Annotated in this window: 18 protein-coding genes; 6 read left to right on the forward strand and 12 right to left on the reverse strand. The window is 39.7% G+C overall.

Going from position 1 to position 24334, the window contains the following annotated elements; all coding sequences use genetic code 11:
• Positions 1-46 precede the first annotated feature (46 nt).
• The 4 genes from ACT8YW_RS02235 to ACT8YW_RS02250 form a co-directional block, all read right to left on the reverse strand.
• Positions 47-673, reverse strand: a complete 627-nt coding sequence (locus tag ACT8YW_RS02235; RefSeq protein ID WP_049701168.1) for an outer membrane beta-barrel protein — start codon at positions 671-673, stop codon at positions 47-49.
• A gap of 15 nt (positions 674-688) precedes the next feature.
• Complete coding sequence (locus ACT8YW_RS02240; RefSeq protein WP_444103840.1) at positions 689-1324, reverse strand: DUF4136 domain-containing protein; 636 nt, start codon at positions 1322-1324, stop codon at positions 689-691.
• A 223-nt stretch (positions 1325-1547) separates the two neighbouring features.
• A complete protein-coding gene (locus tag ACT8YW_RS02245; protein ID WP_444103841.1) occupies positions 1548-1901 on the reverse strand; it encodes a winged helix DNA-binding protein in 354 nt (117 codons plus the stop codon).
• Positions 1902-1932: 31 nt separating this feature from the next.
• Positions 1933-4458 carry an FAD-dependent oxidoreductase gene (locus ACT8YW_RS02250; RefSeq protein ID WP_444103842.1) on the reverse strand — a complete coding sequence of 842 codons (2526 nt, stop codon included), beginning with the start codon at positions 4456-4458 and terminating at the stop codon, positions 1933-1935.
• 129 nt (positions 4459-4587) lie between these two features.
• On the opposite strand from ACT8YW_RS02250, the gene ACT8YW_RS02255 reads away from it, so the two are divergent.
• Positions 4588-5928: a sigma-54-dependent transcriptional regulator gene (locus tag ACT8YW_RS02255; protein WP_004327156.1), complete on the forward strand. Its 1341-nt coding sequence runs from the start codon at positions 4588-4590 to the stop codon at positions 5926-5928.
• Positions 5929-6020: 92 nt separating this feature from the next.
• On the opposite strand, the gene proC is transcribed toward ACT8YW_RS02255, so the two are convergent.
• Positions 6021-6836: a pyrroline-5-carboxylate reductase gene (gene proC, locus ACT8YW_RS02260; RefSeq protein ID WP_009000152.1), complete on the reverse strand. Its 816-nt coding sequence runs from the start codon at positions 6834-6836 to the stop codon at positions 6021-6023.
• 54 nt (positions 6837-6890) lie between these two features.
• Positions 6891-8204: an amino acid kinase family protein gene (locus ACT8YW_RS02265; protein ID WP_099147128.1), complete on the reverse strand. Its 1314-nt coding sequence runs from the start codon at positions 8202-8204 to the stop codon at positions 6891-6893.
• Positions 8205-8651: 447 nt separating this feature from the next.
• Here ACT8YW_RS02265 and ACT8YW_RS02270 point away from each other — a divergent pair, with 447 nt between their 5' ends.
• Both ACT8YW_RS02270 and ACT8YW_RS02275 read left to right on the forward strand, forming a co-directional pair.
• The gene (locus ACT8YW_RS02270) at positions 8652-9944 is read left to right on the forward strand and encodes an MATE family efflux transporter (protein ID WP_444103843.1); all 1293 of its coding nucleotides are present in this window, start codon (positions 8652-8654) and stop codon (positions 9942-9944) included.
• Positions 9945-9986: 42 nt separating this feature from the next.
• Positions 9987-10694, forward strand: coding sequence for a TIGR02757 family protein (locus ACT8YW_RS02275; RefSeq protein WP_444103844.1), 708 nt, complete (start codon positions 9987-9989; stop codon positions 10692-10694).
• A 135-nt stretch (positions 10695-10829) separates the two neighbouring features.
• Here the strand turns inward: ACT8YW_RS02275 and ACT8YW_RS02280 are convergent, their stop codons facing one another.
• The 3 genes from ACT8YW_RS02280 to ACT8YW_RS02290 all read right to left on the reverse strand — a co-directional run bounded on the left by ACT8YW_RS02280 (position 10830) and on the right by ACT8YW_RS02290 (position 14350).
• Positions 10830-12116 carry a leucine-rich repeat protein gene (locus tag ACT8YW_RS02280; protein ID WP_444103845.1) on the reverse strand — a complete coding sequence of 429 codons (1287 nt, stop codon included), beginning with the start codon at positions 12114-12116 and terminating at the stop codon, positions 10830-10832.
• Positions 12117-12127: 11 nt separating this feature from the next.
• Entirely contained in the window at positions 12128-12532 is a 405-nt protein-coding gene (locus tag ACT8YW_RS02285; protein WP_004323262.1) for a hypothetical protein, read from the reverse strand.
• Positions 12533-12694: 162 nt separating this feature from the next.
• Positions 12695-14350 (reverse strand): hypothetical protein, encoded by a 1656-nt coding sequence (locus tag ACT8YW_RS02290; protein ID WP_444103846.1) that lies wholly within the window; start codon positions 14348-14350, stop codon positions 12695-12697.
• A 233-nt stretch (positions 14351-14583) separates the two neighbouring features.
• Between ACT8YW_RS02290 and ACT8YW_RS02295 the strand changes: the two genes are divergently transcribed.
• The 3 genes from ACT8YW_RS02295 to ACT8YW_RS02305 are packed head-to-tail and all read left to right on the forward strand — an operon-like array spanning position 14584 to position 15648.
• Positions 14584-14814 (forward strand): hypothetical protein, encoded by a 231-nt coding sequence (locus tag ACT8YW_RS02295; protein WP_444103847.1) that lies wholly within the window; start codon positions 14584-14586, stop codon positions 14812-14814.
• Between the two features lie 5 nt (positions 14815-14819).
• Positions 14820-15107, forward strand: a complete 288-nt coding sequence (locus ACT8YW_RS02300) for a hypothetical protein (RefSeq protein ID WP_444103848.1) — start codon at positions 14820-14822, stop codon at positions 15105-15107.
• Positions 15091-15648, forward strand: coding sequence for a Panacea domain-containing protein (locus tag ACT8YW_RS02305; RefSeq protein WP_444103849.1), 558 nt, complete (start codon positions 15091-15093; stop codon positions 15646-15648). Before ACT8YW_RS02300 ends, ACT8YW_RS02305 begins: the two co-directional genes overlap by 17 nt.
• 84 nt (positions 15649-15732) lie before the next feature.
• Here the strand turns inward: ACT8YW_RS02305 and drmB are convergent, their stop codons facing one another.
• From drmB to ACT8YW_RS02320, 3 genes are read right to left on the reverse strand one after another with little or no spacing between them, the layout of a single operon-like run.
• Entirely contained in the window at positions 15733-17874 is a 2142-nt protein-coding gene (gene drmB, locus ACT8YW_RS02310; protein WP_444103850.1) for a DrmB family protein, read from the reverse strand.
• A gap of 5 nt (positions 17875-17879) precedes the next feature.
• On the reverse strand, positions 17880-21959 hold the full coding sequence (locus ACT8YW_RS02315; protein ID WP_444103851.1) for a helicase-related protein: 4080 nt from the start codon (positions 21957-21959) through the stop codon (positions 17880-17882).
• Complete coding sequence (locus tag ACT8YW_RS02320; RefSeq protein WP_444103852.1) at positions 21946-24330, reverse strand: hypothetical protein; 2385 nt, start codon at positions 24328-24330, stop codon at positions 21946-21948. The genes ACT8YW_RS02315 and ACT8YW_RS02320 overlap by 14 nt, the downstream gene beginning before the upstream one ends.
• Positions 24331-24334 lie beyond the last annotated feature (4 nt).

A 24334-nucleotide genomic window follows, 5' to 3' on the forward strand; every position in this document is an offset into this window, starting at 1 on the left:
GCATTCTTTTTATTATTAACGTAAATTCTGATAGTTGCAGTTCTTTTTAGAAGGATACACCCAGGCGGAAGCCGAAGTTGCTCAATCCATCTACACTGTAATGCAGTACGTCAGCCTTGTTGGTACCATAGCTGTAGTACAAAGCAAAGTGCAAGCCCGGTCCGTAAACCCATGGGAATACATTGATACCTACTTCAGGAGAAGCATAGAATCCCCAACTGTTTTCTCTTGCTTCCAGCATGCTGAAATTAGAGCGGATTTTAGCATATTCAGCACCTAATTTAGCACTGACGTATGGTTGAAAGGCTCCACCGCGATTCCACTGGTAACGTGCAGCAGCACCGAAAGGCAATTGGAAAATGGTATGTTGCTGATCGGTAGTCACTTCACCGGCACCCATCTGGAAGGTTTCGCGACCTACATATTCGTGGTTGCTGTGATAGTTGAGGAAAAGACCCAAACCGATGTTAGGAGTAACGAAATAACCACCTTCGAAGTTCATACCCCAACCGCTTGCTTTATCTGCAAAATGATTACTTAGCGGAGCGTTGAACTGCCAGTCGATATTCGCATATCCATTGTCCGATAGCTGTGCCTTAGCCGGCATGGCGAAGGCGATGGCAATAGCCGCCAAGGCTACTACCTTGAAGTATATATTTTTTCTTGTTTTCATAACAGTTGTAGTTGTTTATTTGTTAGTAAGATAAGGTGACTGTGTAAATGACTGGTTGACAGCTTCTACTGCAAGAGTGCGGTTGACAGCTTTGGAACCAGTCTCAAATCCGGTCAGATAGCTTGTCCATACAACAGGCAGTTTTTTATTGTCGCCTTGTTCAGCTTTCAAGTTCACCATTTCCGTCAGGAAGGAGTTGGTGCTATAACTGTAAGTTACTGCATACGGGTAGTACCATCCACCACCCCAGTTGCCACCCCAGTAGCCAGGGCCCCAATATCCGGGATAACCCCACCACCATTCAGGTTGTGTGTAGCTGGTGAAATAATAAGTACTTGCGATGTAGCTCACTTGGATACCAAGATCTGCGCTTTCCTGGTCAGCTGCTGCTTCGTAACCTCTAGCTTCCATATTGTCTGTATAAGCTGCCAGAATTTGTTCTGCGCCTTCACCTTCGAGATATTCCGGTTCTTTACTATCACTGATGACCAGAATCTGTGGTGCCAGATAGAATGTAGGAACTTTGAAATCGGCTTTCTTGTCGTAGTTAGTGTATACCAGATAATTGTCATCCAGTTTACCCATGTCCGGGTCTTTTTCACATGAAGCGAGTGCAAAGACCGCCAATAAAATAGGAATTAACTTCTTCATATCTTTTATAATGTTTAGGTTATATAAAAATCACGCCCAGGTACCTTGGGCTTTTGATACAAACAACAAGAAAGGTGGAAAAAGGTTCGCGTGGAAATTTCTTTTGCCGGAAAATTAACATATTTCTTTGGTCCGGCGGAAAGAAAAAAGGTGAGCACTCTGCCCCATTATCAGGGAGTTTGCTCACCGTTCATTATTTACAGATAATTGTTTGAAAATCCGTTTATTTAAACAGGGGTTTAAGTAGATCGGGTATCTCTACCTTATCAAGTTCCAGTTCAGTTACCCGTTGTTTACCCAATTGAGTCAGATGGAAATACATCTGTCTCCGGTCTTCACTTCCGAGTGATCGGACGATTAGTCCTTTTTCTTCCAGTATCCGCAGCATTTTGGATGTGTGTGAGGGGCTTAGTTCGGTTTGTTTAGACAGGTTGGTAGCCGTCACTTTGTCCGAAGCCTCTTTAAGGGCACACAATATCATTGCTTCATTAAGCGTTATCTGGTACATTTTTTCAAATGCTGTTTCAAAGTTTCCCATTGCTTTGAATACATCACGCATTGCACATATTGTTTTCATACCTTAATTAAATATTTCATTTGTTCATTTTTTAAATAAATAGATTAACGTTTGCGTTATCCGCCCGTTCCATATACGTTGCTACGCCGCCAATGGTCACCTCGTCCAGAAGTTCTTCTTGTTTGACTCCCATCACGTCCATTGACATCTGGCAAGCGATAAATTCCACACCGTTTTCCAGCGCTTGCTGGCGCAAAGATTCCAGTGAATCAATCCCTTTTTTGTTCATGATATACCGCATCATTTTTCCGCCTATTCCGCCCATACTCATCTTAGAAAGTTTTAGCTTTCTGGAGCTGGAAGGCAGCATCATACCAAACATTTTTCCGAAAATATCCTTTTCGGTTTTCGGCTTGTGCAACTTCTTGATGACGTTCAGTCCCCAGAACGTAAAGAAGATGGTGACTTTTTGTCCCGTAGCTGCTGCACCATTTGCGAGCACAAAGGTAGCTAAAGCTTTATCTAAATCATCACTAAACATGATAAATGTTTTTCCTTTGTCCTCACATGAAGTAACAATATTGCACGATTTTGGTTCTCCTTTTTCTATGACAACAACAGATTTTCCTCCGGAGCTGTCTTTCGAAATCAGTTGATTGCCCGTTGAACTGCACCATGCGGCAGCGTCACGCGGAAATCCCGGATCGGTTGAGGTGATTTCCACCCGTTCACCTGATGCCAGTGTATCCATTGTTTTCTTCATTTTCAAAATCGGGCCGGGACATTGTAACCCGCAAGCGTCTACCCGAACTGTTTTAGCGGGGGTTGCAAGAGGATTGGTGGTGACGGCAGCAGTGGCAGTAACCGTGGTATCCGAAACCTTAGCAACCGCAGGTTGCCCAACTTGGGGACTACCTCCCTGTTGTTCGGGTGATTCGTCTATTTCATTTCCATTTTCTTCGCGTATGATAATCGGAGCAGTGGCGGCTCGATAAGTCTTCAGTCCTCCCGAGAGATTACGCACCTTGCCAAATCCATGTTGAGTCAATATCCGGTAGGCAAGATACCCCCGTAGTCCGACAGCGCAGAAGGTATAAATCATTTTATCTTTCGGCAGTTCGGCCAGCCGGTCACGAAGCTCATCCAGCGGAATATTCACGGCACCCGGTAAGCTGCCTAAAGAATATTCGTCCGGGGTGCGGACATCCAGGAGGAACTTATTTTCCATTTCAATGTCCCGCAACTCTCTCCAATATACCGGATTGGTTTTGCCGGTAATGATATCTTCCGCTACATATCCTGCCAGTGCTACCGGATCTTTGGCCGAAGAGAACGGAGGAGCATACGCTTGTTCCACTTTCATCAGGTCGTAGATCGTTCCCTCGTGTTTGATGACAAGCGCGAGTTCGTCAATCCGTTTGTCCACTCCGTCGTAACCGACGATTTGCCCGCCGTACAATCTTCCTGTCTTTTTGTCGAAAGTGATTTTGATACTCATCGGCATGGCATCCGGATAGTAGCCGGCATGAGAGGCGGGATGGATGGTAGATGACATATAATCTATCTCTTCCTGGCGCAGGCGCTTGCCGGGTAAACCGGTTGAAGCAACGGTCATGTCGAAAACTTTTGCGATTGAAGTGCCGATAGAACCCTCGTAAGGTATTTTTGCCCCGAGAACGTTGTCTGCAACGATGCGTCCCTGACGGTTGGCAGGTCCGGCAAGATAGTTGAGCCAGGGTTTTCCGGTGATCGGATGGCGGAACTCGATTGCGTCACCGATGGCATAAATCGATTCATCAGACGTTTGCAGGTAATCATTCACGGCAATACCTCCTGCAGGGCCGATAGTCAGTTCGGCAGCTCGTGCCAGACTGGTTTCTGGGCGTACTCCGATTGACAGGATAACGATATCGGCAGAAATGGACTGATCATTTTTGAACGTTACTTTCAACCCTTTTCCCTCCCGGCTAAAAGAGGCGACAGCTTGTTCCAGATAAAGATTGACTCCTTTATCCATCAAGTGCTGGTGGACGAGCGATGCCATCGAGAAGTCAATAGGAGCCATCACTTGATTGCCCATTTCCACAATCGACACTTTCGCTCCCTGTGTATGTAAGTTTTCCGCCATTTCCAGACCGATAAATCCGGCTCCTACGATAACGGCTTTTCGCGGAGCGTGGCTCTTGATATATTCTTTGATCCGATCTGTGTCGGTGACATTCCTTAACGTGAAGATTCCGCTAAGGTCGATTCCCGGAAGAGGAGGACGTACCGGGGAGGCTCCGGTGGAGATGACTAATTTATCATAGCTCTCCTCATAAGTGTCTTCACTGCTTTGCCGGATGGTCACTGTCTTTCTTTTCCGGTCAATGAAAATCGCTTCGTTTTCTGTACGTACATCTACACGGAAGCGTGTAGAGAAGGCTTCGGGCGTTTGTACGAACAATTTATCCCGTTCCTCTATCACTCCTCCTATATAATAAGGAAGGCCGCAATTGGCGTATGATATGTACTTTCCTTTTTCCAAAAGGATAATTTCTGCTGTTTCATCTACTCGTCTGATTCGGGCAGCAGTGGTGGCTCCTCCTGCAACTCCCCCAATAATAATTATTTTCATCTGTTTGTAGTGTAAATAGTTTCCTACGGAAATAACAAACTGCATGGAAGAAAAGTTCATGGATTCAGATAAAAAAACTATATTTGCGCACCCTGTTTTTCATTCTTCTATTTAATGTAGACAAATTGTATGAATAAAATTCTTATTATTGACGATGAAGTCCAGATTCGCAGCCTTTTAGCTCGTATGCTGGAACTTGAGGGCTATGAAGTGTGTCAGGCAGGTGATTGCAAAGCTGCCATCAAACAACTGGAAATTCAATCGCCCGACGTAGCTTTATGCGATGTTTTTCTTCCTGATGGAAACGGAGTAGATCTGGTGTTGAACATCAAGAAAATAGCTCCCAATGTAGAGGTGATTCTTCTTACTGCTCACGGCAATATTCCCGACGGGGTGCAGGCTATCAAAAACGGTGCGTTTGATTATATAACGAAAGGAGATGATAATAACAAGATTATCCCTCTCATTAGTCGTGCCGTAGAGAAAGCAAAAATGAATGTCCGTCTCGAAAAATTGGAAAAGAAAGTCGGGCAGATGTACTCGTTCGATTCTATCCTGGGGGAGTCAAAAGTGTTGAAAGAGGCTGTATCTCTGGCGCAGAAAGTGTCTGTGACAGATGTTCCCGTATTACTGACGGGGGAAACAGGAACAGGAAAGGAAGTCTTTGCGCAAGCTATACATTATAGTAGTAAACGGAGCAAACAGAATTTTGTGGCGGTCAACTGTTCGTCTTTCAGTAAAGAACTGCTCGAAAGCGAGATGTTCGGACATAAGGCTGGCTCGTTTACCGGTGCGCTGAAGGATAAGAAAGGACTTTTTGAAGAAGCTAATAACGGAACGATCTTTCTGGATGAAATCGGAGAGATGGCTTTCGAATTGCAGGCAAAGTTACTGCGTATCCTTGAAACAGGAGAATATATAAAGATCGGTGATACCAAGCCGACAAGAGTCAATGTGCGTATCATTGCTGCTACCAACCGCAACCTGCAGGAGGAGATCAAAGCAGGACATTTCCGTGAAGACTTGTTTTATCGTCTTTCGGTTTTTCAGGTGCATCTTCCTTCGCTTCGTGAACGTACCGGTGATATCAGAATTCTTGCAACTGCTTTCGCCAAGAGTTTCTCCGAAAAACTTTCGTATGCCATCAATGAGATGACTCCCGCTTTTCTGGAAGCTCTGGAACAACAGCCGTGGAAAGGGAACATCCGTGAATTGAGAAATGTGATTGAGCGTAGCCTGATTGTGTGTGAAGGGGGGCGACTGGATATTTGTGATCTTCCTTTGGAAATCCAAAACACTCATTATGAATGTTCGGATGATAGTGTAGGCAGTTTTGAGTTGGCCGCAATGGAACGCAGACATATTGCACGTGTGTTGGAATATACGAAAGGGAATAAAACGGAAGCTGCCCGTTTGTTGAAAATCGGACTTACCACTCTGTACCGGAAGATAGAGGAATATAAAATCTAAGCATACATTTTCTTAAGTCCTTTTATGCTGGCTTTGGGATATATAGCATTTCAAAATAGGCAAAAAGGACTTGAGAAACCATACCATAAGGACTATCGGAAGATTTTTGCATCTTCTTCCTCTTTGTCAATCAAAGTTGTGGCACTGCTTTTGATGGCTTGAATAATAGAAGAAGTGAAGCCTTTGTGCTCCAGTTCGTTCAATCCTTTTATAGTGGTTCCGCCCGGAGTGGTTACTTTCTCTATTTCCAGCAATGGATGAGTGTTATGATTCAGAATCAGTTCTGTCGCTCCTTCCATGCTATACGCTGCCATTTGCATGGCATCCTTGCCGGGAATTCCTAGCTCAATCCCTGCCTGCATAACCGCTTGCATATATTTTAAGGCGAAAGCTATTCCGCTGGAGGTTAATGCAGAAGTGGTATCTAGTTGTTTTTCTTGTAGGAACAGGCATTTTCCTCCTTCTTCAAATATCTGTTTTATTAATTGCTGATATTCTTTATCGGTTCCGCGGGAAGCTATCAAAGTGAGGCTGGAACGTTCTGTAATGGCCATATTGGGAACTGCCCGAAAGATAGGCATCTCGGCTTCTGTCAAATGAGCCAGGTGGGAGATACATACTCCGGACACGAGAGATACGAGGATTTGTGTACGTGAGAAACGTAGAGGAGATAATACTTCATCTACTTTCCAGGGATTGATGGCGAGGACGATTACTTCGGCTTCCGATATGGCTTGTTGGTTATCGGTCGTTATGTGTATTGCCGGGAAATGTTCTTGCAGTCTCTCCAGTTTATCGATATTTGGATTGGAGACAATAATGTCTTTTTCATTGTAAAGATGTCCTTGCGCCAGACAAGTGACAATTGCACTCCCTATGTGTCCGGCTCCTATAATAGCTATTTTCATCTCTTTATTTTTTTTATTTGGTTTTCAGATGTCTCTTTTTTATCCGGCTTTGAGTCAGGCTGCGCACTGACTCTCGAAAAATTGTCTGGATAGCGAACTAATCAGTCTGTTTTTATCTGTGGTATGTACAGATAGTGTGAAACAATGATCGCTTCCTCCATAAGAAATGAGAGATACGGGGATATCTTTGATAGTATCCATAATATGACTTTCTACTTGTGTGCGTTCCCAATGAAGGGAGCCGATGATATGTATTACAGACATATTTTCGTCCATAACCATTTCGGCATATTTATGTAGTTCCCTTTGAATGATTCGCAGGGTGTCCCGGCTGGCTGTCAGCATCATCGAGATGGATACATTGGATGAGGCCATTGAGATGACATTGATTTGATATTTGTTGATAACTTCCAATATCTTACCCATAAACAAATATCCGGGCAATACATTCAATGAGGTAAAACGCACAAAAGTAGCCGAATCCTGTGAGAGGATGGCCTTGACACTGTTGCCTGTGTCATGGGAAGATATATAGAGGCGTTCTGTTGACAGATCGTGTGTATCGGTTAGGCGGATAACTATATTAGAGCGTGCCGCAAGGGTGATACAATCTGCGTAGAGCAGGTGTACTCCGCTGTTAATCAGTTGTTCGGCTTCTATGTAGGTTAGTGAATGTTGTTCTCGCAGGCAATTCCGGTTTGCGTAGATATGATTGATAGGGGTGGATAACAGTATTTCGTCCGCTTTGAATAGGGTGGCAAGCACTGTTGCATAGTAATCATTGCGTTGTTCGCTCATGAAGTCTATTTCACCATACACATTTCTGCAAATGGAAAGTGGGGCGATAAAAATATCTACATTCCGGTTCTCGTCAATGTATTGTTGGATAGATTCCTGAATATATGGGATATCCGGCTTTCTTTCCAGGTTGATCTGTATAAGTTTGCCGGTATCTAATGTTTGGGCACGAAGACCCTGTTGACGTAAGCAATAAGTGAATAAATCACTGGATAATCCGTATACTTCCGCTTTTATCATTTTATCAATCAGTAAATCTGCTTTGTCTTCTACAAGTATATGTATTTTCTTTATGCACTCCAGAATCCGGTTTTTAATTTCCTGATTTAAGTGCGAATCTGTAATGAGATGATTGGCAAGGGTACAGCAATATGCTTCGATGGCATTGACTGTGGTATGAGAAACTTCATCTTCTTCGTGAAACCAACTGATGGAAATAGCCTGTAACCACTCCTGTAATTGTGCCAATATAGGGACTACAGCTACATAAGGATGTTCTTTCTGGATACAATTGATTACTTGCTTCATTTCATCCTCATCTTTAATTTTCTCGAATTTACAAACTTTCATTGTTATCTGGTTATTTATTGGTTACTACTCTTTTCAATCTTTTCAAAATGATATGCTTTTTTCAAAAGAGAAAGATATCTTATCATCATTCTTTTACTTTCGAATCCGGTATATTTTTATAAATCAATTTGTTAATGTCGTAATTGATGCTTCTGATGCATTTCCTTACTATAAGTAATCTGCTAATACCATACCAAATTGGGATATGAAAATAAGATTTCTTATCTTTGTTGCGTAATTGATTGAGAAACCAGCAATATTCATCCATTTATGAAACTCTGTATCTAGCTACGCTCAACGAATAGCATCATTTCTAACAGGGCTATTCAGCTATCCGACAGGCAACTACTCGTCTGCCAAAGAGTTTTATATCCATTTTTATAAATTTACGGAACTGTGTGCTGCTATGATGTGGTATACCGTATCGTATTATTTTTAAGTTGAGCAATGAATTATACATATAAGCAAATATGGCTCATCAACTTTCCTGTGATGATGAGCATTCTGATGGAACAATTAATCAATATTACCGACGCTATTTTCTTGGGGCACGTGGGAGAAGTCGAACTGGGAGCTTCTGCGCTTTCCGGAATCTATTATTTGGCTGTTTATATGCTGGGCTTCGGATTCAGCATCGGGCTGCAGGTAATGATTGCCCGGAGAAATGGGGAACAACATTATAAAGAGACGGGACGTACATTTTTTCAGGGAGTATATTTCCTGTCGGGGATGGCAGTCATTCTTTGCCTATTGCTCCATTTGGCTTCTCCCTTGATCCTGTGCCGGTTGATAACTTCGGATGAAATTTATCAGGCAGTGATTCATTATCTGGATTGGCGTAGCTTCGGTTTGTTATTCTCATTTCCTTTTTTAGCTTTCCGGTCTTTTCTGGTAGGGATAACAACGACCAAAGCATTGTCCGTGGCAGCTATCATGGCTATCTGTATCAATATTCCTTTTAACTATCTGCTGATATTCAAACTGAATCTGGGGATATCCGGGGCGGCGATGGCTTCTTTTTTGGCAGAGTTCGGAGCTTTTATCGTACTCCTATTATATATGTGGGTGAGGGTAGATAAAGTGAAATATGGGCTGAAGGTCGTTTATGATGGGAAAGTGTTAATAAAGTTGTTGAGGATATCTGTATGGAGTATGCTTCACTCTTTTGTCAGCGTTGCTCCCTGGTTTCTGTTCTTCGTTGCTATCGAGCATCTGGGAAGGACAGAGCTTGCTATTTCCAATATTACTCGTAGTGTTTCTACCGTCTTTTTTGTGATTGTCAACTCTTTTGCATCCACTACTGGTTCATTAGTCAGCAATCTAATTGGGGCGGGGCAGGGGAAGGAACTTTTTCCCGTTTGCCATAAAGTTCTTAGGTTGGGTTATGCCGTGGGGGGGCCATTGATAGTTATGGCTCTTTGGGGTAACCAATGGGTTATCGGATTTTATACGAATAACGATAATCTGGTGAGACTAGCTTTCTATCCTTTTATAGTTATGCTGTTGAATTATGCTTTTGCACTGCCCGGATATGTTTATATCAATGCTGTTACCGGTACAGGAAAGACGAAGCTCGCCTTTATCTTCCAGTTAATCACCATTCTTGTATATTTGATTTATCTGTATCTGTTAAGTGAATGTTTTCATGCTTCTCTGACTGTGTATATGACGGCAGAATATTTGTTTGTTATTTTATTAGGGATACAATCTATCATTTACTTAAAGAGGAAATCCAACTAGAATATGTATTTTTGTACTTTCAATACTTGATACTTTCTCGAAATGACTGAAGATATAAAGAATAAACTTTTAATGTGTGCGGAGATGTATCATCGCGCAGACTTTATACAAAGCGATCCGGTGCAGTTTCCCCATCGTTATACGCTGAAACAGGATATCGAAGTCAGCGGTTTGCTGACGGCGATTATGAGTTTTGGCAATCGCAAACAGATCTTGAAGAAAGCGGACGAATTGCACGGGCTAATGGGAGATTCGCCTTATCAGTATGTATTGTCCTGCCAGTGGGAGAAGGATTTTCCTTCAGGAGCAACCAATAGCTTTTATCGGATGTTGTCGTATGCTGATTTTTATGGATACTTTCGGCGATTATATATAGCTTATACACAGTTTGAAAGTCTGGAGGAAGCTTTGATGTTATATCCCGGAATACCAATGGAAAAGTTATGTGCATTTCTTGAAGTTTCTGCCAAAAGTCCTCAAAAGAAACTGAATATGTTTTTGCGTTGGATGATTCGTCGGGATTCGGAGGTCGATTTGGGGGTTTGGGAAAGTTTTGATCGCAGAGATTTGATTGTCCCTTTAGATACACATGTATGTCGGGTGGCACATTATTTCAAGTTGACGGATACGGAAACCTTTTCTTTGAAAAATGCATGCCAGATAACGGCAGCATTGGCTAAAGTCTTTCCGGATGATCCTTGTCTGGGCGATTTTGCTCTGTTCGGCTTGGGGGTGAATGGGGAGATTTAAATAGATAACCTAATAGTACTGATTTTTCCGGCTATTATTGAAAATATAGTGTTTTCTTAAGTTATTTCGATTATAACCGGAAAAGTCGATATTAAACCAACTTTATTCGATTATAATCGAAAAACTGGAGAACTGTTAGAACGTTGTTATCTTGTTTGTGAAATCCCTCCAACCATTTGCGTTCTTATATTTTTCCACAGATTCGGCAGGAACACGAATGACGGTAATATCATCCGGAAATCCGTACCATACTTTTTCAAATACCTGCGGAGGTGTTGTCCCTTCTACCTTTACTTCTTTAATACCTGTATTATTGAAAGCCGAAAAATTAATCTGTGTGACGTTTGCCGGAATGGTTAATTGGGTCACTTTCCTATTACCACCCAGTAATCCCTGTCCCAATATCCGAATACTTTCAGGTATTTCGAAGCGAGCCAATTTCGGACATCCTTCAAGACAATAGGGGTGGATCATAGCTTCGGGGTCATCATTGAAAGTACTCCCGTAGGTGGTCACTTCCGCCAATTCCGGGCAGTAATAAAAGGCTCTTTGCGCCATGGTTGTAACGCCGTTCGGTAACTTCACGGTTGTAACGCTACTTTCCCGGAATGTTTCCAATCCGATTGTTTTTACATTTTCCGGAATCTCAATCGTTTTCAGTTGAGATGTCTTAAGGAATGCCTGTGCTCCGATTTCTTTTAGTATCGCAGGCAGCAGCACTTCTTCAACGCCCGCATATACAAAAGTGCTGGCGGGAAGTTTGGTGAGTTTCGTTTGGCTTAAATCTGCTTTTTTCAAATTCCGGCAATAGTAGAAAATGTTTTCCTCCATCTGTTCCAGGCTTGATGGAAATACTATTTCCTGAATGGCCGAATTGAAGAAAGCCATATCTCCAATCGATTTTAGTCCTTCATTGAGTACTACCTTTGCTATTTGGCTGTTTCTGAAGGCAGCTTTCGGGATTGATCTCACGCTATTGGGAAATATGATTTCATTGTATCCTTTCAATATTTCCGTCAATACTCCGTTTTCTACACGGACAGGAGAAATGTGCACGGAGAAGCTTTTCTGTTTTCCTTCTATTGTTATGGTTACTTCCTGTTTATCGACAGGGACAGATGATGAGAAACCACTGATCTGTTCCGAGGTAACCTTTACGGGGCGTTGTTTCCCGTCATCATACTTGCCTGTCACGTTAAGGCCGGTTAAGTCTATATTCTCTCCTAATGCATAAATTGTTTTTGCGGGCAATTGTTCTATGGAGAAATCTTCAAGTGAAGCCTCTATGGGTTCAGTAGGATTTGCTGCCGAAGGTGAATCTTTCTTGTATTCGTCATTTTCGGTGCTGCAACTTAGTAATATTGTTCCCAAAAACATTTGCAGACAAAGTGCGGTTATTATATAAAGTCTAGTTTGCTTCATGTGATAAAGGCTTAGTTAGGGAATTGGGTTAAACGTATTTCTACTTTTACGGCTTTTCCGGCTTCTACGGTTTTGCCGGAAGACCATATCTGATAGTTGTCAGGGCCGCCCCCTTCTTGTACCACAAATGTCAGGAACCGTTGCGACTGCGTTGCAAACCATTCCTCTCGTGGCAGTACAAAGGTGGCCATACCACTTTCATTTGTCTGTATGATTGCAGTTGGCAAAGTTAAATTATCTTTTTCAAAAACCTTATAATCCTTTTCATTATACATTTTTACGGGAACGCCCGTTGCAATTTTTCCATTCTCATCATAAACGGATACCACTACTTTTGCTTCTTTCATTTCTTCGTTTCCTTTTTCGCATGCTACCATGAAAAGCATGGCGCTTAATAGAATAACAATATTCTTCATAATCTTTTCTTTTTTCTAATTTTTCGAATGCAAAAGTAATAAGATTGCATCAAATTCGGGTTGTGATGCAATCTCGCAAATCTAACAATTTGATTTAAAGTGTATTGATATTCAATGGATTATGAAAGATGTATTCTAAGATTTCTAACACAGGTCTAACACCTATCCGAAAAGTGCTAAAAACAACTCTTTATTGGCCGTTTCTGCCGATTTGATACGTGATTTGAGCCGTGACTTGCGAGCATATACATTAGCTACCGTATCTTTCATAAACAAACTGATTACTTGTGGCGAGAAACCTACAAAAATATAACAAAGCAGTCGTATGTCAGCTTCTTTCATTGACGGAAAATCATTCCGCAACTTCTCCATTGCATTATCATGGCAGGTATTTACGATAAGTTCCAGTTCTTGGAACATTGCATTGTTCTCTGCAAAATCGGTGATAATCTGTTTCACTTCGTGGAACATGGCCGCTTGTTGTGATGCGGTATTCTCACGTTCATAGTAAGTCTTTCCCAGTTTGTCAATGATGTCAAAACGTGAAGCTACCAAACCTTTTAAATGGCTTTCCGCATTGCGCTGTCCTTCCATATGTTCTGTCAGGGTTTTGTATTGGGTGTTGGCTTCTTCCGCTAATAGCAGGTAGCGGTCGGTACGTTCGCGTTGCAAGCGCAGGCGTTGACGGATGATGTAGTATGCTACCCCTATTATTAGAAAAATAATACTTGCTACGACAATTTCCCAGGTAGTACGGTTCTTCATCCGGTATTCGGCGAATTTGGAGCGTTCCTTGAAATAGTCACGTTCCACCATACCGGCGGAGAATTGCATATTTGAACGTGTCAGCGAGTCAGTCAGATAGATATAATGGTGTATCTTCTCTGTCGCTTTCTCGAAGTTTCTGGCCTGCGCTTCAATCCGATAAGCGGTGTATTGCAGGTCTGCCATGTCACGTATATCGGTGGAATGTGTTTCTGCAAGTGCCAGATAGTAGCGTGCGCTGTCTATACGGTTTTTTAGTAGATTCACATCTACTAATGTATGGTATCCGTATAACGTATCTTGCCGGGCAGAGAGTTCGATGCGTTGCAGTAGGTCATGAGGAATTTGTTTCTTGCCTGACACCACATAGAGAGAAGCAAGATTGGTGAGACTGGCTTTGACTAACTTATCGTACTTGTGCTCATCGGCCAAATCAAGTACGGCAGAATAGAGCCGCATAGCTTTCTCCATGTCTTTAGAATTGAAAGTTGCGGCTGCCATATCGAGAGTTGCCTCTGTTTCTTCACGAGTATTATCAGCCTGCCGGAAGTTATTGCGAGCTTCACGAAAATAATGATAAGCCCGGCTATAGTTCATCTGGTCATAATACACTTCACCGATTTGACTGTATAAAAGCCCTGCATAATAAGGCTCATTGGTATCCTTCAGTTTCTCTTCAACTTTCAGGTAAAGGCGTAACGCTCCCGGCTTGTCTCCTGTGCGCAGTTTAACCCGTCCCCAATAATAAAGAGTCTTGCATTGGCGGCGTAAATCTTTGGGATGATGTTTGTAATACTCCCAAGCCCGACGAATCAGCGAATCATTTGTTGCTTTAATATGATTTTTGTCTAAAGCCTCTGAATAAAGCAACGCATACCTAGCCTTTTCAGCCTGATTTCCTTCCAATTTGAGTTGTTGTAATATTGTTAAGGCACTGTCCGGTTTATTCTGTAACAGTGCTTCCGCCTCGTCAAGTCGGGAAATCTGTTCTCTGTTATAACATCCTGTAAAAAAGAGAATTGCTAATAATCCAAATATAATCCTGCATTTCATGGTGTGAATGTAGTGAAAATATTTCGAGTTTAGTATGGAATCGTCATATCTTTATAATTCTTATGATGTTTAATTTTGTAAAGGTAGGAAAATAGATTCGAGTTGAACTTTTCGGATTAATATCAATATGTCTTGAATATATAGTCATTTAATAGACCTTTTTCAACTTTAAAGTTGAATATTTGTTTTGTTATACTATATTATTCATATCTTTACATAAAGATATTTTAGATATGGATATAGAGACAGTCGATAAATTCTTGAAAGAATTTAAGGACTATTATAAGCTTCCTACGAAAGATAAGTTGAATTATATGGGAGAACTTAGGGAGTTTGGCAAGTCCGTAGATAAAAAGGAGGTCTATATCAAAATAAGTAAAGGTACTGGAACAAATTCTCCAATCTGTGTCTCCTTTCATTTGGCAGAGAGAAAAATAGAATATCCTTTCAAAAATAAAAAGTAGAAGTTATGAAAAGTCCGTTTACAGGTGGTGACGCTGTATTGTGTCATGAAAAGCAATCATTTGAATTTCGAAAAGACAATTTTGAGATAGTATATCATTTTTATAGATGTAAGGATACAAATGAAGAGTTTACTACAACTGAACTTGATCAACTGAATATGGATCAAGTTTATAATTTGTATCGTCAGAAATATGCAATACCATTTCCGGATGAAATAAAAAGGGGCCGGGAATTATATGGTATATCTGCACTTCGTATGTCTAAACTTTTAGTTTTTGGAGACAACCAATAATTCCTGTTTTGAGAATAAAATAAATGAATTTATATTTCACAACCATTTGTCTTTACGTTCAAGTATGAATGGGTATGCTTCTGTCATTCCCGAGAAGGTTAAGCAGATTATTGTCTTTTTTGCATCTGCATTACAAGGAGTTTTTGAAACAAAACTAAATAAATTATTATTTTATTCTGATTTTCTTTCCTATAAGAAATATGGTAAAGGTATTAGCGGGTTACAATACCAAGCTATAAGTTATGGACCTGTTCCTGTGCGTTATAGTACTATATATGAGAACTTGGACGGATTAAAAAAGGAAATTATAAATTTGGGAAATGGTTATTCTGGAAGTATAATTACAACTGTTGAGCAATTTGAACAGTCTTTATTTACAGTTGAAGAATTAGAGGTTTTACAATGTGTATTAGCTCATTTTGAGAAGAGTAAGGCTAATGAAATTTCAGAAATGAGTCATGCTGAGGAAGCGTGGCGCCAAAATGAAAAACAGCATAGTTTGATTGATTATAGTTATGCGTTTGATTTGAGACAGGTGTAATGTAAACTTCCCTTTTAGTACCCATATAAATATAGAATCACAATTTTATACGGGTACTTACTGGAAGCTTATAATTTGTGTCTATTAACCTATTGTTTCTTTGAAATATCCAAATCTTCCATCTACAAGTGCGCGACGATCCAAACCGAGATTACGTTGTTCACATGAAGTTTCAGAAATCATGGTACAGGAGAAACAAGAAGCGCGATTAAGGCCATCTTCGTTTTCCCAGCACATTGGATCTGATGAGCAGTTAAGAGCTCTATTCATGGCTGTTTTGATGATATGCGCAATCAAGTGAGGTTGTCCTTGCCATACGAGACCACCCATACTGCCCTCTGCTCCGTCAGCAGTGTATATGAGAACACCACACATCTGATCTGAATAGTAAAGGCGTTCATTTAAGCTGGCAGTTGGATAACCGCATGAGAATTCCATTTCTTTCATAATTATGTGGGAGAAAGTATGGAGAAGATAGAAACGGGCTCTACCATATTGATCCATTTCATCAGACATAAATTTACCCATGTCATCATCCTTAAGATTACACTGGTAGTATTCGTCCAAATTATGGCGTTTAGCCCACTGATTCACTTTCTCTTCGTTAAACATGAAAAATATTCCTTCGCCGAATAGTTGGTTAGCTGGTAAAACAAGTACCTCTTCTTTGTTGCATGTATAGATTGGCTTTATTTGTTCGTCAGGATAAACGACTTTTTCACTTACAATCTTTGGTGATGGCATAGAAACTCGGCTAAATCCTAGTTGAGTTGTAGTTACAGCTAACGTATCTATTGTTTGGATCTTTGTAAAATACTCTTTTAAATAATCAGGAAGGTCTATATCTTTAAAGTGCAGTCCGGGTTTATCTCCTGGAGTTTTTGAGTTCTTGGCAAATACTTGATATTCATTGAGGCGATATGTTGCCAAAACGTCAACTTCCTCTGTTTCATCCGGATTTACGAATGACTGTTTTATTTCATTCCAATCGTTTTCGCTTAACTCAATATCGTCGTCATCCGCAGCATCTCTCAAAGTATTACCGTTTTCAAACATTTTTTGCCAGAAATCATCTCTGGAAGAAGTTTCTGTGCGGCGTTCGTATCTTGGATAAATTTTTTCTTCTATCTTCTTCAACATTTTATTTGCTTCAGCAGATAGTTGTCCTTCTGGCTTCTCAATATACTCGTTTGGAATATAAAGACTGCTTAGGCTATTGGCATAGTAAATACTATTACTTGTTACTAAAGCCATTTGCATGATAGTTCGGTCATGTCCACTCCTACAAATCTCTGGTCTGTTTTCAGAATCCCAAGGACGTTCTCCACGACAGAAAGGCTTGATGTTCATAATACCAGCCAAACTGACTGTGCGCTGACAATGTGAGCATTTGAGAGTTCCCCAAGATTCACTTTGGTTCCGGTTTGTAATCCATTGGAGATTGTGTTTTTCATCAGGAGATCTTGGACAGGATACGCAGTCATAATTAAACAGCTCAAAACCTTCTGGTTGGTCTATTTTCTCGCCCGCAAGTTTAGCACAAAAATACTGATACCAAGGAATATCTGAAATATGACCGTTAGGACAAATTAAAACCATTGGAACAGGTTTAAGCAGGTCATAAACAGTCTTGTCCGTTAGCATAGATTTCTTAAAAGTGCGGAAAGTCTTTTTGTAAGGATCTCTAGGAGGGGCAAAATAATCCATTTTACCATCGTTACATCTTTCCGTCTTCCAAATTTCAGTCCAATCGTCAATTGACTTTAATTCATAATTCTTAGAAGAAATAAACCACTTAGGGAAATTGATGGCTGGAATTACAAACATTTCATCCTTAAGCTCTACTCCTAAGTCTTGTTTCTTTTTATAAATCGGATGTTCTGATTTATCAATCTGATTGAACTTATCCAATTGAATATGAGGTACAGCGATAAAACATTTTAATGCAGTCATCTGCTTCTTTTGCTTCAAGAACTCTACGAAACGAGTATCATCAATTATTTCAACACCAGCCAAATTCCCTAGCTGCTGCAGCGTATGATTTGCATTCTCTGGTTTAGTGATTTCTGCTGATAGCGTTTTAATAAATTGCCAATCAGAAATACTCAACGGCATAATGAATCCTCCCCATTTTGTTGTGACTAGAGAACCTACGCCCGCAGTTGAAGACAAAATCTTATATTTGCCAATTCCTTGATTATATTGTTTTTTGTTATTAATATCCATAATTTTTATTTGATAATGTGGATTACAGCCTCTGGTTCAAGAATTCTTAACGCAGTAGGAACTTTCCATTTGTTCTGCTGTCGAATTTCATCATAATCCTCTGTAGAGGAATATAATGGCGTAGCTTGCTGGTCTCGTCCCAAACGATTCTTTATATAAACCAAATCTTGCGATTCTTCTTTCTTTTTTATCCATTGTTCCAGCATTTCATGAACCATCAAACATATATAGTCAAACAAATCTTTTGTCAGCAATTCACGTTCAATGCCCGAGAGTTCTGCTGTCCTCTCCAGACGCCCAGCAAAATATTTCTTAACTTTCTTTTCAATTTCCCCTATCTTAACCATGTCTATATTGCCTGCAGATTTATTATCAGCTAAAGTTGGGTATAGATGTCTCACATATGCGCCAATGAATAATGGTAAATATTTTTCTACAGACTTATGAGAGAATGGAGTGATTGAGATAGGCTCAACATAGTAGTAAAGCTTCTCATGGAATTCCCTAAACTTCTCAAAATGTGATACGTCTCTAGAACGGAAAGGATTATGCAAAGTCAGCACTAGTCCTTCCTTTTCTCGTGCAACCCGAGAACTTGCCTGAATGTATTCAGCAATATTTCTCGGCATTGAGTTCATTATGATGGTGTTAAATCTTGATACATCAAGACCAACAGAAATCATATTTGTTGCAAGGATGAAATCGTCAGGTTTGATTGCCTGTTGCCAATTTCCCCCCTCTTGATAAGGAAAACGATGTTCTGGACTCCAACTTATTGACTGAACCTTATTCAATTCTGCAACTGCATCGTTTCCAGAAAGTCGCCCTGTAAGTTCTGATTTGGAGAAACGTTCGTTATATGCATAGAAACATTCCAGCATATTGGAGTAACGCATCACACGTTTGTAAAGACGACGAGTGTATTTAGTAAATTCCATGTAGAACTGTGCATCCGTTTTGCCAACCTCTTTCAAACTATTGAAATAAGAAATGGTAGTGAAATAGTAATCGGCAGCTTTGATAAAATCTTTGTCGTTCAACTTAGCCAAATTCTCTTTCTCAAAAATTGCACGATGGACAAATAGAATAGCAGCAAGCCTCATCTGTGTTGTCATCTGTGTTCTGCCTGTCGGCATCACTCCAATATACCTGCGCTTTGAGACAAACGACCAATCTTCGTCTCCCTTTTTTTTGCATCGTTTGTAGAAAGCAAAAAAAGAGTCATCATAGTCAATACCATTCTTAGGAAAAATGCTTACTCCTCTATCGTAGAGGGCACGAACCTGCAAAGTCGTATTACGAGTTGTAGCAGTTGATGAAATAATCTTAGGACGAATTGTTAAGTCTCCTTCTTTTCTCGTGCAAAGTTGGTCAATAGCACATTCATACAAACTGACAGCAGAGCCTAACGGACCTAAAAGTAAGTGTAACTCATCCTGAATGATAAGATCTGGAGGTAGTTTTTGCCAATTCGTACCACGACCAAACAAACGTCTTGAATCCTTACTTGCAGAAGTTTTATTAGTATTAACCTTGTGAGCCAATTGAGCGAATTTATCTACTGTACCAAACAACAGTGTAGGAGGATTTACGTAGATATCGTCATCACATAACCTGACAGGAATCACCGCATTTCCCACATCATAAGTACAGAAAACATTTTCGCAGAAAAACTTCACACCACTATTTCGACTTGTCTCGTGTGTCAGTTTAGAACCACACCAAGGGCAAACATCCAATGGAATTTTGCTGTTATTTCCAGATTCAGTTCTGCTTTCCCATTTAAGACATTCTTTTTTCAGGTCCTCTAACGAATTAGGCAGTGATTGGTCACCAACAAACAGTCCTATTGAAATCTGTTCTTTACCAAGATTGCAGTTATCTATTTCCCATAGACGAATTTGCTCTAAAGCAAGAATCAAACGCAGTGCTCTTTGGAACTGCTGGGTAGTCAGCAATCGTAACGTATATCGCATAATAGCCGTTACGCCATAACCCGCTTCTCCACAAGTCAAGCGGCGATTGATAATTGTAAGGGCAATCAAACCCAAATAAGCTTCCGTCTTGCCACCACCTGTCGGGAACCATACCAAATCGACCAATTCGTTGCGGTTTGCCCAAGAGACATCACTTTGACTCTTAAATATGCCATCAAGATTCAAAAGAATAAACGCCAACTGGAATGGTCTCCAAGCTGCATGTTCAACTTTGGGGAATATGTTGTCTGTAGCCTTTCTGTAGAAATCGATATCCAAAATAGATTCTTCATCTCTAACCTTTTTTTGATTTTCTTTCTTGTTGTGCCACAATTGCATAAACATCGCTGCATTCATGGTTCTAAATGCTTTCATCTTAGCTGAGTCAGACAAGAATTCCATCACATTATGTTTCATTCTTTCATAATCCGCCTCACAAGCATCAACATTTTGAGTAGCAGTTTCGTAATCCTTCAGTTCACTAATACTATCTCGTTGTGTCTCAATCCACATTTTGTATGTAGACACGAACTCCAACAAACCACTCAAAATCTTTTCATCAGAAGTTTCTGAAAAGAATGACAACCATTTAAACTGAAGACATTGATTATCTTCAAGATAAGGCTTGGGTAAAACATATCCGTCCTGTCCAGCCACTTCACAAGACTTGTCTCGTGGAACAGGCTCAACATCCGGTGTTTCAATACTCGGCATAAACTCCGAAAAGACATGCATCACTCCATCCTCATCTTTCTTCCAGTCAACAGAACAAAGATGTCCAACACCATAATCCTCAATCCTGCGATAAAGAAAATTAAGATTGTGAGCTTCCTCGTCATCAAGATTATCAGATTGTAAACTTTTATAAGGACAAAGATGCTTGCTTATTGCTTCTATTTTAGTTCCAAAGAAACATCTTTCGTTTACCGTCTCTGACACGATGGAATAATAATGTTGTCCGTCAGTCGTTACTTCTGTCGAAGAATTGTTTAGCAATATCTTCAAGTAAGTTCGGCTATCTTTAGTCTTAATCAACTGTAACCAGACAGAGAGAGAAAGTTGTATATTGTCGCTGATTTTGACAGCAATAATATCTTTGAGACATTTATTCTTTTTCGGTGAATAAATAACCTTGCCATCCTCTAACGAGATCTTTAACTTTACCGAACTCAAATCAATCTCTTTTGAAAAAGGATGTTCTACCCAATAACCAAAATTCCGACTGTCACAAATGGAAATTAAGTCTTCGAAGTACGAAAAAAATGTCTCATATCGCTCTATCGTTTCTATTCGTTTTTTGATTGTCTCAACTTCTTGGGCTGTAAAATATGCATTATTCTCTTTTAATGAAGAAATATTCTTGAATAATCGTTCTTTGTAAGAACTAAAAAATCTATACTGTTCCTTGAAAGTTGGGTTATTGAAAATCGTATCAAAACTCCCATCAGGATTTTTTGCTATCTCTGCTGTTATTTGAATATTGAGTGCTCTTAGACTTTCTTTATAAGTTTTCAATTGTGCTTGCGGAATCGTTTGGCGTAATGATAGTTTGTCTCCCTCTAGCTCAAACCATTCATTAAACATGGCAGCATTCTTCCTGAAAAAAGCCTCAAAAGCTTCCTGTTCTTCGATTATGACTTCAAGCCGTGTGTGTTGTTCTAATTTTGTGTAATAGCGACCTGAAACAACAATTTTCAATTCATTGTCATTGGCGAAACTAGAATCTAAACAACATGATATTCCCATTGAAGAAGGGAACCTTCTACTCAAAGAATTCAAATCCTCGTCTTCATTCTGAAAGTTATCAATTATTTCTTCAAGTTCATTTTCTTGCTCGTAATTTTCATCTGGCGTTTCTATTGCTTCGGATTCCGTATCCGTATTTACTTGTTTGGAAGCGTCACCGGTCTTAATTTCTTTTTTGAAAGGAAACAATATAGCTGAACTGTAAATTGAACCAGGAGTTGTACTTACCACTTCTCCCGAAAAATCTGTTTCTTCACTGACAGAAGAGCCTGACTTCAAGGAATACAGCCCCTTACAACCGCCAGGGCCGATGAGTTGTTCTTTGATGAACAGTTCCAAAGATTCACGTTTAGTTCTTATCATATATAGATATATTTTTTATTTCAGTATAATCAATTTCTTTCTTTAGCAAGTCAATCAATGCTTCTAAGTCATCATGATTGTCAATGCCAAACATATCTTTCATACCATCGCTCAACCTTTCGAACGATTGCTTATAATCGTCTGAGAACAAGTTGTTACAAAGGAATGACCTAAGCATCGAATTCTTTTGTTCTGTTTTTGTTCCTTTTTGAGCTTTCTTTCGCCGAATAATTTTATCATATGGAGTTGCAATTGACAAATATTGGAAGAGCACATCCTGCATCCTGCGGCTTCTTGGCAAAATCATATCATTGTTTTGAGCGTACCAACGCTCAAAAGACTGTCTTTTGATTTGCTCGGAATATGGTATTTTCTCCATTACTTCAGCAAATACGATATCAGCACCTCTTAGCTCAACTTTTCTTCTTAGTAATATCTCCCAAAGTTCACTTTCAGATGAAACTTCATCATCTGTTAAAGCATAGCGTTCATCTTGACGGATATACAATTCGTCTTTCTTGATTTCATCTTCTGATTGCTCAAGAATTGATTCTAAAATATCTTGCAATTTTGATAACGGACATATTAAGAATGCCTGTTCACTCTCTTGCATAAGAGAATTTAGAGATGATACTGGTATTATTTGCTCATTACTGAACAGATTGTTCTCTTTGCAGATAACATAGTCAGATTCTATCAGTTTAATTGACTTACCACTGCCTGTGAAAGCACTATATCGCTTATTGTTTTGATTTGCTCTATGACTATTACTAGAACGGGATGTTGAGCGGTCTCGGCTGTCATCAATCTTTCGCTTTGGTCGTTCTGGTAGGGGAACTGTACATTTTACATAGTTTATGCGATAGTCAGACGACAAGATGTTTCTTAGAGTTCTCATGTATTCGTAATGATGCACCGCATAATATGGGTCAAAAACAAACGGGTTGATTATATTCAATAGTTCCTGTTTTTCACACAAACAGATTGGGTCAAACGAATTTGGATAATGATTGTATGGTCTACCTACATAATGTCCTTGATAAGACAATACAATTATCTTGTTTGATGGGTTATTCGAAACGTATTTACCTTCTAATGCTTTGTATTTTAACGATTTGAATGTTTGTGTTATAACACCAATTCCATATGAATCAAACACTGAAACGATATGCTGCTTGTAGTAGTCTGGCATGAAATAATCAAGAATGAGACAAACTTTTGTCTGTCCATTCAAAAATGTCATGATTTCTGGGAAGATTTTATTTTCCCATGTATTTTGAATATTTTTAAAAAATATATCAAAATACTGTGCATCAATGTCGTCAATAGAATTTTCGAATTCGTTTTTGAATAAGTTTTGAGAGTATTCATTGAAACAAACTGCCAAATTGTTTCTTGCCTGAATATTGTATTCACAAGCATCTAATGCATCATCAACAAGTGTCTTGAAATCATCTAATCCTTCTTGCTGTATAATTAATTTGTTTTGTTTGCGAATCCTTCCAAAGATGAAGTCTGATTCTTCTGCGGATATAGAAATAAAATCTTTCATTTCCTTTACATCCTCATGCAATATGTCAGCGGCATTTTTAAGCTTCCACGTTAATTGCCTTTGCAATTTATATGGTTTCGTTGAAAAATAAAAGTAAAATACATTTTGTATTCCTGCCCCTAACTTATTAAGTCTTTCTATTCTCGGTTTTTGAAACGAATATGCTTCAGAGAAACGTCCATTTGCGCTTCTGGAAAGAAACACGAACATGTTTTCTATTTTGCATAAACCTTTATTCTTCTTTATAGGGCGATCCAATGCTCCTACTTCAATGTCTGCTCTGGAAACAGCATAGCACTTATCACATATGGTTTTCTCATTACCACAATAATTATCTAGATAAGGATTCTCTCGAACAGAACAATCAAAAGGCTTACAAATTATCAAGTTTTTGTTGATACTGCTTTCCGGTATATTCCTGTTCTTAATATAGTTATAAATATGCTTTGAATATTTGTAGTTGTTCTGTGCCTGTTTGAATTTTTTTGATTTGGCAGAACAATCCATCGGTAAAGTCATACAAGCTCTTTCTATATCTGCGCGCAATTTAATTTGTATTAATCGGTTGTAAAGCAATGAAAGTTTCAATGTAACAAACTCAATACATATTTCTTGTGCCCAAACTTCTGAAGCAGGAATATACAGCAGCGGATAACGCACTTCATCATCTATTCTACTTATGTAATAGTTCATCACGTCATTTATCATGCACAAGAACATTCGTGCATCTTCCTTTTTAGGATGACACATCACATCAATAATCAGATTTACATCCGAATTATTCTTGTTGTAGTGATTTATAAAGTGCTGGTCGATCATGTTG

The organism is Bacteroides sp., assembly GCF_052357945.1.
Classification (GTDB): domain Bacteria; phylum Bacteroidota; class Bacteroidia; order Bacteroidales; family Bacteroidaceae; genus Bacteroides.